The sequence below is a fragment of the Haloglomus irregulare genome (assembly GCF_007421925.1).
In the GTDB taxonomy this organism is placed as follows: Archaea; Halobacteriota; Halobacteria; order Halobacteriales; family Haloarculaceae; genus Haloglomus; species Haloglomus irregulare.
The window spans coordinates 116471-129515 of record NZ_QMDX01000004.1; the positions used below are offsets into that span (position 1 = coordinate 116471).

The 13045-nt window shown below is 69.3% G+C and carries 14 protein-coding genes; 9 read left to right on the forward strand and 5 right to left on the reverse strand.

Annotated features, from left to right (window positions below; all coding sequences use genetic code 11):
• Positions 1-116: 116 nt before the first annotated feature.
• Positions 117-728: a DUF7504 family protein gene (locus DP107_RS08485; RefSeq protein ID WP_144261726.1), complete on the forward strand. Its 612-nt coding sequence runs from the start codon at positions 117-119 to the stop codon at positions 726-728.
• A 38-nt stretch (positions 729-766) separates the two neighbouring features.
• On the opposite strand, the gene DP107_RS08490 is transcribed toward DP107_RS08485, so the two are convergent.
• Positions 767-1567 carry an N-acyl homoserine lactonase family protein gene (locus tag DP107_RS08490; RefSeq protein ID WP_144261727.1) on the reverse strand — a complete coding sequence of 267 codons (801 nt, stop codon included), beginning with the start codon at positions 1565-1567 and terminating at the stop codon, positions 767-769.
• Between the two features lie 185 nt (positions 1568-1752).
• On the reverse strand, positions 1753-2922 hold the full coding sequence (locus tag DP107_RS08495) for an LEA type 2 family protein (RefSeq protein ID WP_144261728.1): 1170 nt from the start codon (positions 2920-2922) through the stop codon (positions 1753-1755).
• A 154-nt stretch (positions 2923-3076) separates the two neighbouring features.
• Here DP107_RS08495 and DP107_RS08500 point away from each other — a divergent pair, with 154 nt between their 5' ends.
• From DP107_RS08500 to DP107_RS08515, 4 genes are all read left to right on the forward strand, one after another.
• Positions 3077-3265, forward strand: coding sequence for a DUF7525 family protein (locus DP107_RS08500; protein ID WP_144261729.1), 189 nt, complete (start codon positions 3077-3079; stop codon positions 3263-3265).
• Between the two features lie 104 nt (positions 3266-3369).
• Positions 3370-3594 carry a DUF7123 family protein gene (locus DP107_RS08505; RefSeq protein WP_144261730.1) on the forward strand — a complete coding sequence of 75 codons (225 nt, stop codon included), beginning with the start codon at positions 3370-3372 and terminating at the stop codon, positions 3592-3594.
• Positions 3595-3703: 109 nt separating this feature from the next.
• Positions 3704-4138, forward strand: a complete 435-nt coding sequence (locus tag DP107_RS08510) for an SRPBCC family protein (RefSeq protein ID WP_144261731.1) — start codon at positions 3704-3706, stop codon at positions 4136-4138.
• Between the two features lies 1 nt (position 4139).
• Positions 4140-4979, forward strand: coding sequence for a nitrilase-related carbon-nitrogen hydrolase (locus DP107_RS08515; protein ID WP_144261732.1), 840 nt, complete (start codon positions 4140-4142; stop codon positions 4977-4979).
• Positions 4980-5259: 280 nt separating this feature from the next.
• Here DP107_RS08515 and DP107_RS08520 read toward each other — a convergent pair whose 3' ends face one another.
• Positions 5260-6390 carry a glycosyltransferase gene (locus DP107_RS08520; protein ID WP_144261733.1) on the reverse strand — a complete coding sequence of 377 codons (1131 nt, stop codon included), beginning with the start codon at positions 6388-6390 and terminating at the stop codon, positions 5260-5262.
• A gap of 60 nt (positions 6391-6450) precedes the next feature.
• Complete coding sequence (locus tag DP107_RS08525; protein WP_144261734.1) at positions 6451-7422, reverse strand: transcription initiation factor IIB; 972 nt, start codon at positions 7420-7422, stop codon at positions 6451-6453.
• Positions 7423-7686: 264 nt separating this feature from the next.
• Here DP107_RS08525 and gatC point away from each other — a divergent pair, with 264 nt between their 5' ends.
• Complete coding sequence (gene gatC, locus DP107_RS08530; protein WP_144261735.1) at positions 7687-7968, forward strand: Asp-tRNA(Asn)/Glu-tRNA(Gln) amidotransferase subunit GatC; 282 nt, start codon at positions 7687-7689, stop codon at positions 7966-7968.
• Positions 7968-9323: an Asp-tRNA(Asn)/Glu-tRNA(Gln) amidotransferase subunit GatA gene (gene gatA, locus DP107_RS08535; RefSeq protein WP_144261736.1), complete on the forward strand. Its 1356-nt coding sequence runs from the start codon at positions 7968-7970 to the stop codon at positions 9321-9323. Before gatC ends, gatA begins: the two co-directional genes overlap by 1 nt.
• 15 nt (positions 9324-9338) lie before the next feature.
• Here the strand turns inward: gatA and DP107_RS08540 are convergent, their stop codons facing one another.
• Positions 9339-9674 (reverse strand): TM2 domain-containing protein, encoded by a 336-nt coding sequence (locus DP107_RS08540; protein WP_144261737.1) that lies wholly within the window; start codon positions 9672-9674, stop codon positions 9339-9341.
• Between the two features lie 279 nt (positions 9675-9953).
• Between DP107_RS08540 and DP107_RS08545 the strand changes: the two genes are divergently transcribed.
• Positions 9954-11627, forward strand: coding sequence for a long-chain fatty acid--CoA ligase (locus DP107_RS08545; RefSeq protein ID WP_144261738.1), 1674 nt, complete (start codon positions 9954-9956; stop codon positions 11625-11627).
• A gap of 86 nt (positions 11628-11713) precedes the next feature.
• Positions 11714-12868 carry an acyl-CoA dehydrogenase family protein gene (locus DP107_RS08550; RefSeq protein ID WP_144261739.1) on the forward strand — a complete coding sequence of 385 codons (1155 nt, stop codon included), beginning with the start codon at positions 11714-11716 and terminating at the stop codon, positions 12866-12868.
• Positions 12869-13045 lie beyond the last annotated feature (177 nt).

Genomic DNA, 13045 nt, shown 5'->3' on the forward strand with positions numbered 1-13045 from the left:
CCACCGTTCGAACCGGTCGTAGGGTGGTTCCAGCGGACCTTTGGACGGAGTTGTCAGAACCTCTTCACGGGAGTACTCCTCCCAGTGTGATACGCGGACTCACCCGCACACAGACCATGTCGAACTCCGCCATCTCGCCCGACACGTCCACCCGCCCGGCGACGGCCCGACTAGCGACGGTCAGCCGGGACAGCGTCGCTCTCGTCGGTCAGCCGATGGCCGGCACGACCGATATCGCCCTCGAAACGCTCGAGCTGGCGGCCGAGAACGGGCGTGACGCCCTCCTCATCTCGACCGCGTGGGGTTCGAGTCGCCTCGACGTTCCCGACGGGGTCGCCTGTATCGACTGCACCCCCGGCTCGACGCCGGAAGCCGACGCGTCGGTCAGCTCCCCCGCCGATATGACCGGCATCAGCATGCCGCTGTCCCGGTTCCTCGACGGCGCCGACTCGCCGGTCGTCGTCCTCGATTCGCTCTCCTCGCTCCTCCTGTACGTCGAGAACTGCGACGCGTTCCGGTTCCTCTCCGTCCTGTCCGACCAGGTCGAGGGCGCCGGCGGGCTGGTCGTGGCCACGGTGGACGACGGCGCTCACGACGAGCGGACGGTCCGGACGTTCGCACAGCTGTCCGACGGGCAGGTCGAACTCCGAGAGACGCCCGGCGGCGTGGAGGCCCGCGGCAAGGGCCTCCCGACGATGCCGGCCAGATGGCTCCAGGCGCGGCGGTAACGGCGCGGTCCGGGTGGCTCTCTCGCTCTCTCGACGTCTCAGCCCCAGCGCTCGCGCAACGTCGCCGTCCGCTCTGGGTCGTGCCCCAGCAGGACCGTCGCGTCGGTCCGGCGCTCGATGTCCTTCAGGCGCCGGCGTGACTCGCGCCACGCGGCGTTGTCGGTGGTCAGCGACTGGCCCATCGGCACTCCCTCCTCGTAGTTCGCCGCCAGGAACGCCTCGTCGCCGGCGACGAGCACGGTTCCGTGGGCGTCGGTCTCCAGCCGCGCGCCCAGCAGCCCCGGCGTGTGCCCGGGGAGATGGAGCAGGTCGACCCCCGGCAGCAGCTGGCGTTCGCCGGCGACGACCGCCCAGTCCAGGTCGCGGTCGAAGTCGCTGGCGAGGTAGGCGTTCGCGCCCGCCGGCGTCTTGGCCGACAGGTAGGCGAACTCCACCTCGCGCCGGTGGACGTACACCGGCACGTCCGTCCCCTCGAACCGGTGGAGCCCGCCGGCGTGGTCGAGATGGAGGTGGCTCTGTACCACCATGTCGATGTCGTCGAGCGTGTACCCGATGTCGTCCAGTGCGGTCGGCAGGTCGCGCTCGCCGGCGTCCGGATGGGCGAACGCCTCGAACAGCGGCTCGGGCCAGTGGCCGTCGGCGGCCTCCGGATGTGAGCCGGTGTCCCAGAGCACGGTCCCCTCCGGATGGTCGATGAGCAGGTTCCAGACGGCGAACTCCCCGTAGTCCGCGTCCGGGTTGCGGTCGGAGTATGTCGCCGCCGTCGTCCCGTCGATGGCGAAGTTCCGGTCCGACATGATATGTCCCCTATCGAGGAGGTGCAGGTCCATCTCGACCATGCCCCCGGCTACGAGCGGTGCGGAGTTAACCGTTCAGGGGTGGTCGTCGGCCAGCGCGTCCTCTCGTGAGTACCGGTCGCAGCGGACGGTAGTGAGAGGGCATGGAGTATTACGCGGAAACGGCGTATTTATCGGGGTAACACGTACGATAATCCGATTACCGTCGGACTGCGAACCCCTCCCGGTCACCCCTGGGCCCGCGTCAGCGACCCGAGGAGGCCGTCGTCGGTGGCGGTTCCCGTCGGCGTCGCCCCCGGGACCGGCGTGTCGTCGACGACCCCGTCGTCGGTGGCGGTGGACGTGCCGTCGTCGAGTAACCCGTCGTCGGTTGGCGTCGGCGTCGGCGTCGGCGTGGGGGTGGATGTCCCGGCGGGGGTCGCGGTGCCGTCGCCCGTGTCCGTCCCGTTCCTCGTGCCGAAGATGTCGGTCTCGAACTCCTGCGTGTAGGTCAGCCGGTCCAGCGGGACGCGGATCTCGTTGCCGGTCGGGAGCTCGACCCTCGCGTAGAAGTCGATGCGCAGGGTGGTCCGCTGGTCGTTCTCCAGGTGTGAGACCCACCACTCGTCGAGGTTCCGGTTGTCGATGGTGGGCGTGGTGCTGATGGTCTCGGTACTACCGCCCGGGATGACGTAGGTCTCGTCTGTCGTGCCCTGCCCCATCGGAACCCCGTTCATCGAGATGTCGTAGCCGACCTCGGTGATGGTGTAGGGCTCTAACTGCGGGTTGTAGACGACGAACTCCATGGGGATGGGGGTCGTCCGGCGGTCGACCTCGCCCCACTCGGCGTCGGTGCTGTTGATGTAGAGGACGGGGTTGTCGTAGAGCGGGTTCGACGGGCCGTCGACGGGCCGGGTCTCGTCGGAGGCGAAGGCGCTGATGATGTCGGTCTCGACCTCCTGCTGCTGATCGAGGTCGAACGACCGGTTGCCGAGGACGGACGTGCGGACCGTCGCGTCGATGGTGACGTTGGTGACCTCGTCGTTGCGGATGTGCGACACCCACCACGGCGGGATCCGCTCGTTGAACATCCGGGTCCGGAACGGGAGGGTACTGTTCCCGGACTCGATCCGCAGCCCCGCCTTCGACCCGCGGGCCATCTCCACGTCGTTCATGAGGACGGTGTAGTTGACCGTGGAGTCACCGAGCCGGACACCGATCGGGTTCGGGTTGTCGACCGTGAGGCCGGTGTTGATGATCGTGCGGTTCTGGTTCACGTCGCCGAAGCGGTTCTCCACGGCGACGACTGACGGCGCACCGACCAGCCCGACCGCGAAGGCCCCCACGACGCTCGCCGTCAGCAGGCCGAACGCCGCGAGCGCGACCTGCAGCCGTGCGACGGCGCGGTCGTTCGTCATACCGGCCCGGAGTTGTGGCCGCGGTATCAACTTTCTGACTGTCGGTTCCCGACGAACCGTTCAGTCGGCGTCGGGTGTGGACCGCCGCCGGGGGTCGCAGGTGCCGTGCCGGTCGAAGCGGCAGTCTCAAGTGGTCGCCGTCGAACCGGAACGTATGGAGACCACGGCGACGTCCGACAAGTCGATCGGACTGAGCGTCCTGTTCGGGGCGCTGGGGCTCGCGGGGGCCCTGGGGATGTTCCTCACCGCTATCAGCCACGACCAGCTGGGCTCGGGTATCGCCTTCGCGGGCGCGATGATCGCCGGCGCGATGGCCATCGGCGCCGTTCACGCATACGGTTGACCGCCCGGTCAGGGGTACCGTCAGGTGGGGTCAGGACGGCCCGAACCCGGCAGCCGTGGCGGTGACCGACAACGGTTAAGTCCGTTCCGCCCTTGCCACTGTATATGAGCGAGATGAGTGAGGAAGACGAGCGGATTCTCTCGTATCTCCGTGACAGCGTGTCCAGGGGCGACCGGTACTTCCGAGCCAAGAACATCGCGACAAAGGTCGGGCTGACGGCGAAACAGGTCGGTGCCCGCCTCCCGAGACTCGCCGAACAGTCCGAGGACGTCGACATCGAGAAGTGGGGCCGCGCGAAGTCGACGACCTGGCGCGTCACCCCCGAGTAGCTCTCCGAACGAGTCCGACCGGCTCTCTCCCCGGTCGGCATGCCCTATCGCCGAACGGGGCTCGGCGTTCGACCGTCCCCCTTTTGTTCCGACACCACGATAGTCGTGTATGACCGTCCGCGTCGAACGCACCTTCGAGCTCGCGGCCCCACCGGCCGACGTGTGGGCGTTCATCGCCGACCCTCGCAAGCGGGCCGAGCCCATCAGTGTCGTCCGCGAGTTCGAGGTCACCGGCGAACACACCGCCGTCTGGCACGTCGCGCTGCCCATCCCGTACACGGACCGCACCATTGCGGTCGAGACGGAGGACACCCGCGTCGAGGAGCCGACCTACGTGGAGTTCGTCGGCCGCTCGAAAGCGATGAACGTCCAGGGCGAGCATACGCTGGAACCGGACGGCGACGGCACCCGGCTCGTCAACCGGTTCGTCGTCGACGGTAGGGTGCCCGGCGTGGAGCGATACTTCAAGGGGAAACTCGACGACGAGCTCGGGAACCTGGAACGGGCCATCCGGACCGACCTCGGGCTCGACGCGGAGGCGTAGGATGACCGGTGACGGGGGCAGACGCGTCACCTGCGCCCAGATCGCCATCGAGGCCACCGACCGTGCGGGGAACCTCGACCGTGCCGAGCGAGCGATCGAGCGGGCCGCCGCCGACGGGAGCGACCTCGTCGTGCTACCGGAGGTGTTCACGGTCGGCTACTTCGCGTTCGACACCTACCCCCGGACCGCCGAGCCGCTGGACGGGGGGACGGCGACCCGGATGGCCCGGGCCGCGGCCGAGCACGACTGCGCGGTGCTCGCGGGGACGTTCGTCGAGGATCTGGCGGCGACGGCGGAAGGGGTCCCCGGCGCGGAGCCGCCGGCCACGGACGGCTACGCCAACACTGCGGTCCTGTTCGACCGGACGGGCGAGCGCCGCGCGGTCTACCGCAAGCAACACCTGTTCGGCTACGGCTCCGCGGAGACGGAGCTGCTGACCGCCGGCGAGTCGCTCGGCGTCGCCGACCTCGACGGGCTCACTGTCGGGATGACGACCTGTTACGACCTCCGGTTCCCGGAGCTGTACCGGGCCCTCGCCGACGCCGGCGTCGACCTCGTCGCCGTCCCGAGCGCGTGGCCATACCCACGGGTCGAGCACTGGCAGCTCCTCCCCCGGGCCCGCGCCGTCGAGAACCTCTGCTACGTGGCCGCGGCGAACGGGAGCGCGACGTTCGAGGACGCCTCCCTCGTCGGTCGCTCGACCGTCTACGACCCCTGGGGGACGCCACTGGCCAGCACGGACGACGACCCTGCGCTGGTAACCGCCGACGTCGACCCCGAAGAGGTCCGGTCGGTTCGCGAGGAGTTCCCCGCCATGCGGGACCGCCGGGGGGATCTCTGACCGGCGATAACTCCCTCGAAGGGCGGGCCTCCCCCGATCGCGGCCGCATGGAGAAGCCAGAGTTTATATGCCACCGAACCGTACTCGGAGTTGCCCAACCGACGCTTTTCTCGTCGTGAGGGCGACAAAAACAGCGCGCCCGCAACGCGTCGGGTTGCCCGGCCCCCGGCGCACATCCACCGGCCCAACTCCCCCTTCGCTTCTTCAATCGTCTGAGGCGTCCACGTTCGCGAGCCATGACTACCCGCGAACCGTTCCCGAAAGGGTAGAGACACGCCGCTCAGCGGCGGTCGATGGTGTCGCGATAGACCGTCTCCAGCCGGTCGACCGCGTGCTGGACGCTCGTCGCGTCGCGTCGGGCCAGACAGGCCGCGGACAGCGCCTCGCGCTCCGCCAGCGTCCGGCTGATGGCGTCGCGGAACGCCGCCGGGTCGTCCTGCGGGAAGTGGTAGCCGGTCTCCCCCGCCTCGACGGTCTCGGCCAGGGCGCCGCTGTCGACGCCGACGACGGGCGTACCGCAGGCGTTGGCCTCCAGCGCGACGAGCCCCTGTGTCTCGACGGGGCTCGGGAACAGGAAGGCGTCGAGCGCCGAGTAGAAGGCGGGCAGCTCCCCGCGGTCGAGAAACCCGAGGAAGCGGACGTCGGCGTCGAGGTCCTCCGCCCGTCGCATCAGGCCCGCCCGGGCCGGCCCGTCGCCGCCGAAGACGACCGTCGGACGGACCCCGTCCACCCGGAACCCGTCGACGGCGTCGAGGATGGCGTCGAGCCCCTTCTCGTAGCCGTGGCGGCCCGTGTAGCCCAGCAGCGGGCCGTCACCGAGTTCGTGTCGCTCGCGGAAGCCAGCCGTCTCGACGGGGCGGAACCGGTCGACGTCGACGCCGTTGGGAACGACCTCCACGCTGGCGCCGACGCCGATGTCGGTCAGGTGCTCGCGGGCCGGGGCCGAGGGGACGATGACGGTGTCGGCGCGGTCCAGATACCAGCGCTCGTAGCGCCGGGCGACGCTCTCGACGGCCGCCGAGAGCCGCCCGTCGGCGATGTAGTCGGCGTACTCCGCCGTCGGAGTGTGGTAGGAGGTGACCAGCGGGAGGTCCCGCCGGCGGGCGAACCGGGCGGCGCCCAGACCGAGCAGGAACGGCGTGTGCGGGTGGACGATATCGACGTCGTCGCGCTCGACCGCCGTCGGGACGCTCGGGAGGCCGAGCCGGAACCCCTCGTAGTAGGGGAAGGCGACGCTCCGCACGGGGTGTTCGGTTCCCACGGGGTCGTGCGCCGAGGCGTCCGGGTAGACGACGTGCATCCGACCGCCGCGACGGCCCCACCGCTCCTGCCAGGTGCTCACGGTGTAGGTGACGCCGTTCACAGTCGGGAGGTAGGTGTCAGTGAACGCGGCGACCGTGGGGACCGCCATCGGACCCCGGTTCTCGGGCCCCCCGTTAATCCGTTCGGGTTCGCGGCTGTGGCGGGACGGTCAGGCCGCGATACCGTCCTCGGCTTCCAGCAGCTCGTGGTACCGGTTGCGGATGGTGACCTCCGAGATGCTGGCGACCTCGCTGACCTCGCTCTGGGTGACCTTCTCGTTGCAGAGCAGCGAGGCGGCGTAGACCGCGGCGGCCGCCAGGCCGACGGGCGACTTCCCCGAGTGGATGCCGGCCGCCTTCGCCGACTGCAGCAGTTCGCGGGCGCGGCGCTCGGCCTCGTCGCTGAGGTCGAGGTCGCTGGCGAACCGGGGCACGTAGCTCTCCGGGTCCGCCGGGGCGATCTCCAGGTTCAGCTCCCGGACCACGTAGCGGTAGGTGCGGGCGATCTCGTCCTTCTCGACGCGGGAGACCTGCGAGATCTCGTCGAGCGAGCGCGGCGTGCCGGCCTGGCGGGCAGCGGCGTACAGCGCGCTCGTGGCGACCCCTTCGATGGAGCGGCCGGGCAGGAGGTTCTCGTCGAGAGCCCGGCGGTAGATGACCGACGCGGTCTCGCGGACGTTGTCCGGGAGCCCCAGCGCGGAGGCCATCCGGTCGATCTCGCCGAGGGCCTGTTTGAGGTTGCGCTCCTTGGAGTCACGCGTCCGGAACCGCTCGTTCCAGGTGCGCAGGCGCTGCATCTTCTGGCGCTGGCGCGAGGACAGCGAATTGCCGTAGGCGTCCTTGTCCTGCCAGCCGATGTTGGTCGACAGCCCCTTGTCGTGCATCATGTTGGTCGTCGGCGCGCCGACACGGGACTTCTCGTCCTTCTCGGCGGCGTCGAACGCGCGCCACTCCGGCCCGCGGTCGATCTCGTCCTCGTCGACGACGAGACCACAGTCCTCACAGACCGTCTCGCCCTGGGCGGTGTCAGTGGCGAGGTTGCCACTGCACTCCGGGCAGACGAGTTCGTCGGTCGTCTCGGACTCGGTCTCGTCCGTTTCCTCGTTATCCCGCTGGAAGCGTCGGACACTCGTGTCTGTCATTGTGGAGATAGCAGCGATGTGGAGCTACCGTCAGAAGCTCCCTGTGTGTTATCACGTTGGGACCCAGCCGACTTAAAATATGGGGGTAGTTCACCGGTCTCGTCCCCGGTCGAGGCCGAATAACCCCAAAATTCGCCGCAGTTCGGTTCACGTCATATCGCTGAATGGTTGTTGTCCACGGGACAGGGATGAACCGGTGCCACGCGGGCCCGCCATGGACGGGGAGTCGAAACCCTTAGTGGCGGGTCAGTCGCATGCCAGGGCATGAGCGATTCCGAGTCCGTCGACCCCGAGGAGGTCCGCCACGTGGCCGGCCTGGCCCGTGTCGACCTCGACGAGGCGGAGGTCGAGCGGTTCGCCGACCAGTTCGGCGACATCCTGTCGTACTTCGACGCGCTGGACGAGGTGCCCGAGACCGACCGCGAGGCCGACCTCGCCAACGTGTTCCGCGCCGACGAGGTCCGCGAGGGGCTCACCCAGGCGGAGGCGCTCCGGAACGCCTCGGACAGCGAGGACGGCCGGTTCAAGGGCCCGCGGGTGGGCTGATGGCGGCCGAGAACCCCCCTGGCGACGGCCGCCTCGTCCCCGACGACTTCGACGACGACCACGCCGCCTTCCTGACCGTCCAGCGGGTCGCAGGGGCCGACGACGGCCCGCTCGACGGCGCGACCGTCGCGGTCAAGGACAACATCTCCACGGCCGACATCCGCACGACCTGCGGGTCCGCGATGCTGGCCGACTACGTGCCGCCCTACGACGCGACGGTCGTCGAGCGCCTGAAGACCGCGGGCGCGACCGTCGTCGGCAAGACGAACATGGACGAGTTCGGGATGGGGACGACCACCGAGACCAGCGCCTTCGGCCCGACCGACAACCCGACCGCACCGGGGCGGGTCCCCGGGGGCTCCTCGGGCGGGTCCGCCGCCGCCGTCGCCGCCGGCCAGGTCGACTACGCGCTCGGGAGCGACACCGGCGGCTCCATCCGCTGCCCGGCCGCGTTCTGTGGCGTCGTCGGTATCAAGCCGACGTACGGGCTCGTCTCCCGCTACGGGCTGGTGGCGTACGCCAACTCGCTGGAGCAGATCGGTCCCATCGCCCGCGACGTGGCGGGTGCGGCCGCCCTCCTCGACGCCATCGCTGGCCCGGACGAGCACGACGCCACGACCCGCCACGACACCCGGGAGGACCTGGACGTCGACGGCCACCCGGCCGACGCGACGAGCTACGCCGATGCCGCCGGCGGAGGCATCGACGGGCTCTCCGTCGGCGTGGTCACGGACCTCGTGGAGGGCGCCGACGAGGCCGTCGTCGAGCGGTTCGAGGCCGCCCTGGACGACCTCCGGGCCGCGGGCGCGACCGTCCACGAGGTCTCGCTGCCCTCGGTCGAGACCGCCGTCCAGGCCTACTACGTCATCGCGATGAGCGAGGCCTCTTCCAACCTCGCGCGGTTCGACGGCGTCCGCTACGGCCAGTCCGGCGGCTACGACGGCGACTGGAACGAGTCGTTCGCGACGGCCCGCGAGGCGGGGTTCGGCGAGGAGGTCAAGCGCCGCGTGTTGCTCGGCACCTACGCCCTCTCGGCGGGCTACCACGACAAGTACTACAGGCAGGCCCAGGACGCCCGTGCCTGGCTGAAGCAGGACTTCGACGAGGCGTTCGAGACCGCCGACGTCCTCGCCTCGCCGACGATGCCGGTGCCGCCGTTCGAGCTCGGCGAGTCGCTGGACGACCCGCTCCGGATGTATCTCGCGGACGCGAACACCGTTCCCGTCAACCTCGCGAACCTGCCCGCCATCTCGGTCCCGGCGGGCGAGACCGACCGCGGCCCGGCCGCGCTCCAGCTGATCGGCCCGGCGTTCGGCGAGGAGAGGCTCGTCCGCGCCGGCAGCGCGCTGGAGTGACGGGCGCTCGAGGATTCAGCCGCTCAGATACCGCTCCTCGAACGTCTCGTCGTCCATCAGCAGGTAGCGTGCCGCGTCGATGAGCGCCAGCAGCGCCGGGATGAGCGTCCAGAAGAAGAGCAGGTAGAGTCCGCCCTGGGCCCTCTGCCCGAGGTAGAACTTGTGGATGCCGAAGACGCCGAACACGAGCGCCAGCAGCGCCGCGATGAGCTTCTTGTCGCTCGCCGCACGCCCCGGCGGGTCCCTCAGCCGGACGCCGCACTCGGGACAGATCTCCGCGGCCTGTTTGATGACCTCGCCACAGGAGGAGCAGTACTGCTCGTCGGGACCAGGGGAGCGGCTCGTGCTCACGGCGGTCGAGACGCGGCCCCGGGTCGAAAGCGTGTCGGCCGGTGGCTCCCCCGACGGATGCCCTCCATCAGCGAGGCCGACCGCGACGGCGACCGACGACACATCGAGGGCCCCCCGTGGCCGCGATGGCCGCTCACGGGGGACGGACTGCCGGCTAGTACCGCCGGTTCGTGATGGTGCGACACGCCGTGCGCCGGGTGATGGCCCCGAGCCGTGGGCTAAAGCTCCCGGGATAGACCGGCAAGGTTGAAACCGGAGCCGAGCGAAGACGGAACCGGTATGCCAGGAGGACACGAGCAGACGCTGCGACCGTTCCTGTGGCGCGCCGAGACGCTGTACGAGGACACGGAGGTCGTCTCGCGCACCCACGACGGTATCGAACGCTACACCTACGACGAGTACTCCGACCGGACGGCACAGCTCGCGGGCGCACTCACCGAGGCCGGCATCGAGGAGGGTGACCGGGTGGCGACCTTCTGCTGGAACCACCACCGGCACTTCGAGACGTACTTCGCGGTGCCGACCATCGGGGCCCAGCTCCACACCATCAACCCGCTGCTGCCGGACGAGCACATCCGGTTCATCGTCCAGAACGCCGAGGACCGGACGATATTCGTCGACCACTCGCTGTTCGGGAAGCTGGCCGGGGCCCTCGCGGACGCGGACGACGAGTTCGACTCCGTCGACCGGCTCGTCACGATGGGCGAGGGCGTCCCGGAGGGCGCCGCCGACCTGCCGATCGACGTGGTGGCCTACGAGGCGTTCATCGACGGCCACCCGACGGAGTACAACTGGCCCGACGTCGACGAGGACCAGCCCGCCGGGATGTGCTACACCTCCGGCACCACGGGGATGCCGAAGGGCGTCGAGTACACCCACAAGATGCTCTGGAGCCACACGATGGCCACGCTCACGCCCCAGGGCATCCCGATGGCCGACGACGACGTCGTGATGCCGGTCGTCCCGATGTTCCACGTCAACGCGTGGGGGATGCCGTTCACGGCCACGGCGGGCGGCGCCAAGCACGTCTACCCGGGGCCCTCGCCGGAGCCAGAGGACATCGCGAGCCTCATCGAGGAGGAGGGCGTCACGGTCACCGCCGGCGTCCCGACGGTCTGGATGGGCCTGCAGGACTACATGGAGGACAACGAGGTCGACCTGTCGACGCTGGACACGGTCATCGTGGGCGGGTCCGCCGCGCCCGAGGCGATGATCCGGTGGTTCGACGACCACGACGTAGAGCTGCTCCACGCGTGGGGGATGACCGAGATGAGCCCCATCGGCTCCGTCTCGCATCTGAAATCCGACCTCGAGGACGCCGACTACGAGACCCAGCTCGACCGCCGCGCCAAGCAGGGACTGACCGTCCCCGGTATCGAGTTCAAAGTCGTCGACGACGACGGCAACGAGGTCCCGCACGACGGCGACGCGTTCGGCGAACTCCACGTCCGCGGCCCGTGGGTGACCAAGGAGTACTTCCAGCGCCCCGAGGCCAACGAGGAGGACTTCGAGGACGGCTGGCTACAGACCGGCGACATCGTGACGGTCGACACGGACGGCTACCTCCAGATCGTCGACCGCGCGAAGGACGTCATCAAGTCCGGCGGCGAGTGGATCTCCAGCGTCGAACTGGAGAACGCCATCATGGCCCACGAGGACGTCGCCGAGGCAACCGTCATCGGCGTGCCCCACGAGAAGTGGCAGGAACGACCGGTCGCGTTCGTCGTCCCCGGTGCGGAGGCCGACGAGTCGACCCTCGACCGGGAGGTACTCGACATGCTGCGCGAGGACTACCCCAAGTGGTGGCTCCCCGACGACGTGGTCTACATCGACGAGGTGCCAAAGACCGCGACGGGCAAGTTCTCGAAGAAGGACCTCCGCGACGAGTACGCCGACCAGTCGCTCGGCGGCGAGGTCCCGGAGGAGGCAGCGCCCAGCGAGAGCGACGACTGAAGCGGCCCCACCGGTGACCGACGGTGCCGGTCATCGGACGCCGCTGCCGTGCGGTTCTTGTTGCTCGCGGTCCAATGGTGGAACGTATGGAACTCAACCTGCTGGACGCGAGCCTGATTCCCGAACACGCCCGCGACATCAAGGCCGAGGCTCGCGAGTTCGCCCAGGAGCATATCGCCCCTAACGCCGAGACGTACTACGAGAGCGGGGAGTACCCCTGGGAGGTGCTGGAGGCTGGCATGGACGCCGGGCTGGTGGCCGCCGACGTGCCCGAAGAGTACGGCGGCCGTGGCTGGGACCTCTACCAGATCCTCGCGGCCGCCGAGGAGTTCTACCGGGCGGACGCGGGTATCGGGCTCACGCTCCAGCTCGCCTCCTTCGGGACCGAGATGCTCGCCGAGTACGGCACCGAGGCGCAGAAGGAATCGTACCTCGGCCCGGTCGGCCGCCACGAGCAGATCACCGGGCTGGCGGTCTCGGAGCCGGAGACCGGCTCCGACCTCGCCGGGATGACCACGGCCGCCGAGAAGGACGGCGACGAGTGGGTCATCGACGGCGAGAAGTACTGGGTCGGGAACGGCGTCGAGGCCGACTGGGTCACCCTCTACGCGAAGACCGGTGACGACCCGGACAACCGCTACGGCAACTACTCCATGTTCATCGTGCCGACCGACGCCCCGGGGTACGAGGCCGAGCATATCCCCGAGAAGATGGGGATGCGTGCCTCCAAGCAGGCCCACATAACGATGAACGGCTGCCGGATTCCCGAGGAGAACCTCATCGGCACGGAGGGCGCGGGCTTCTACATGCTGGCTGACTTCTTCAACCACGGCCGCGTCGTGGTCGGGGGACAGGGCCTCGGCATCGCCGCCGCCGCCACCGAGGAGGCCTGGGAGTTCGTTCACGGCCGGAACGCCTTCGACCGGCAGATCAACGAGTTCCAGGCGGTCCAGCATATCCTCGCGGACATGCGGCTCACCTTCGAGCAGGCGCGGTCGCTGAACTGGCGCGCCGCCGAGAAGGTCGCCGAGGGCGAGCAGGCCGGCCTCTGGGCCTCGATGGCGAAGGTCGCCTCGACCGAGTCCGCTGTCGACTGCTCCGAGCGCGGCATGCAGCTCCACGGCGGCCGATCCATCTTCAAGGACCGCCGCATCGCCCGAACCTACCGCGACGCCCGCATCCCGGTCATCTACGAGGGCGCCAACGAGATCCAGCGGAACCTCATCTACAGCCAGTCGTAGGATCCGCGAGTAAGCCCCCCGGTCGGCGGGCGCTCCCGTTGCCGGATAAACTCGTAATGTTCGCTATTGGCGGTCAAAACGGGGCTATCGGGGACTGATGACCGGATATCTGAACTGCGTAGCGGCCGTGCCGACAAGCCCCCGGGCACGCGACGATACCGACGCGACCGCTCCCCA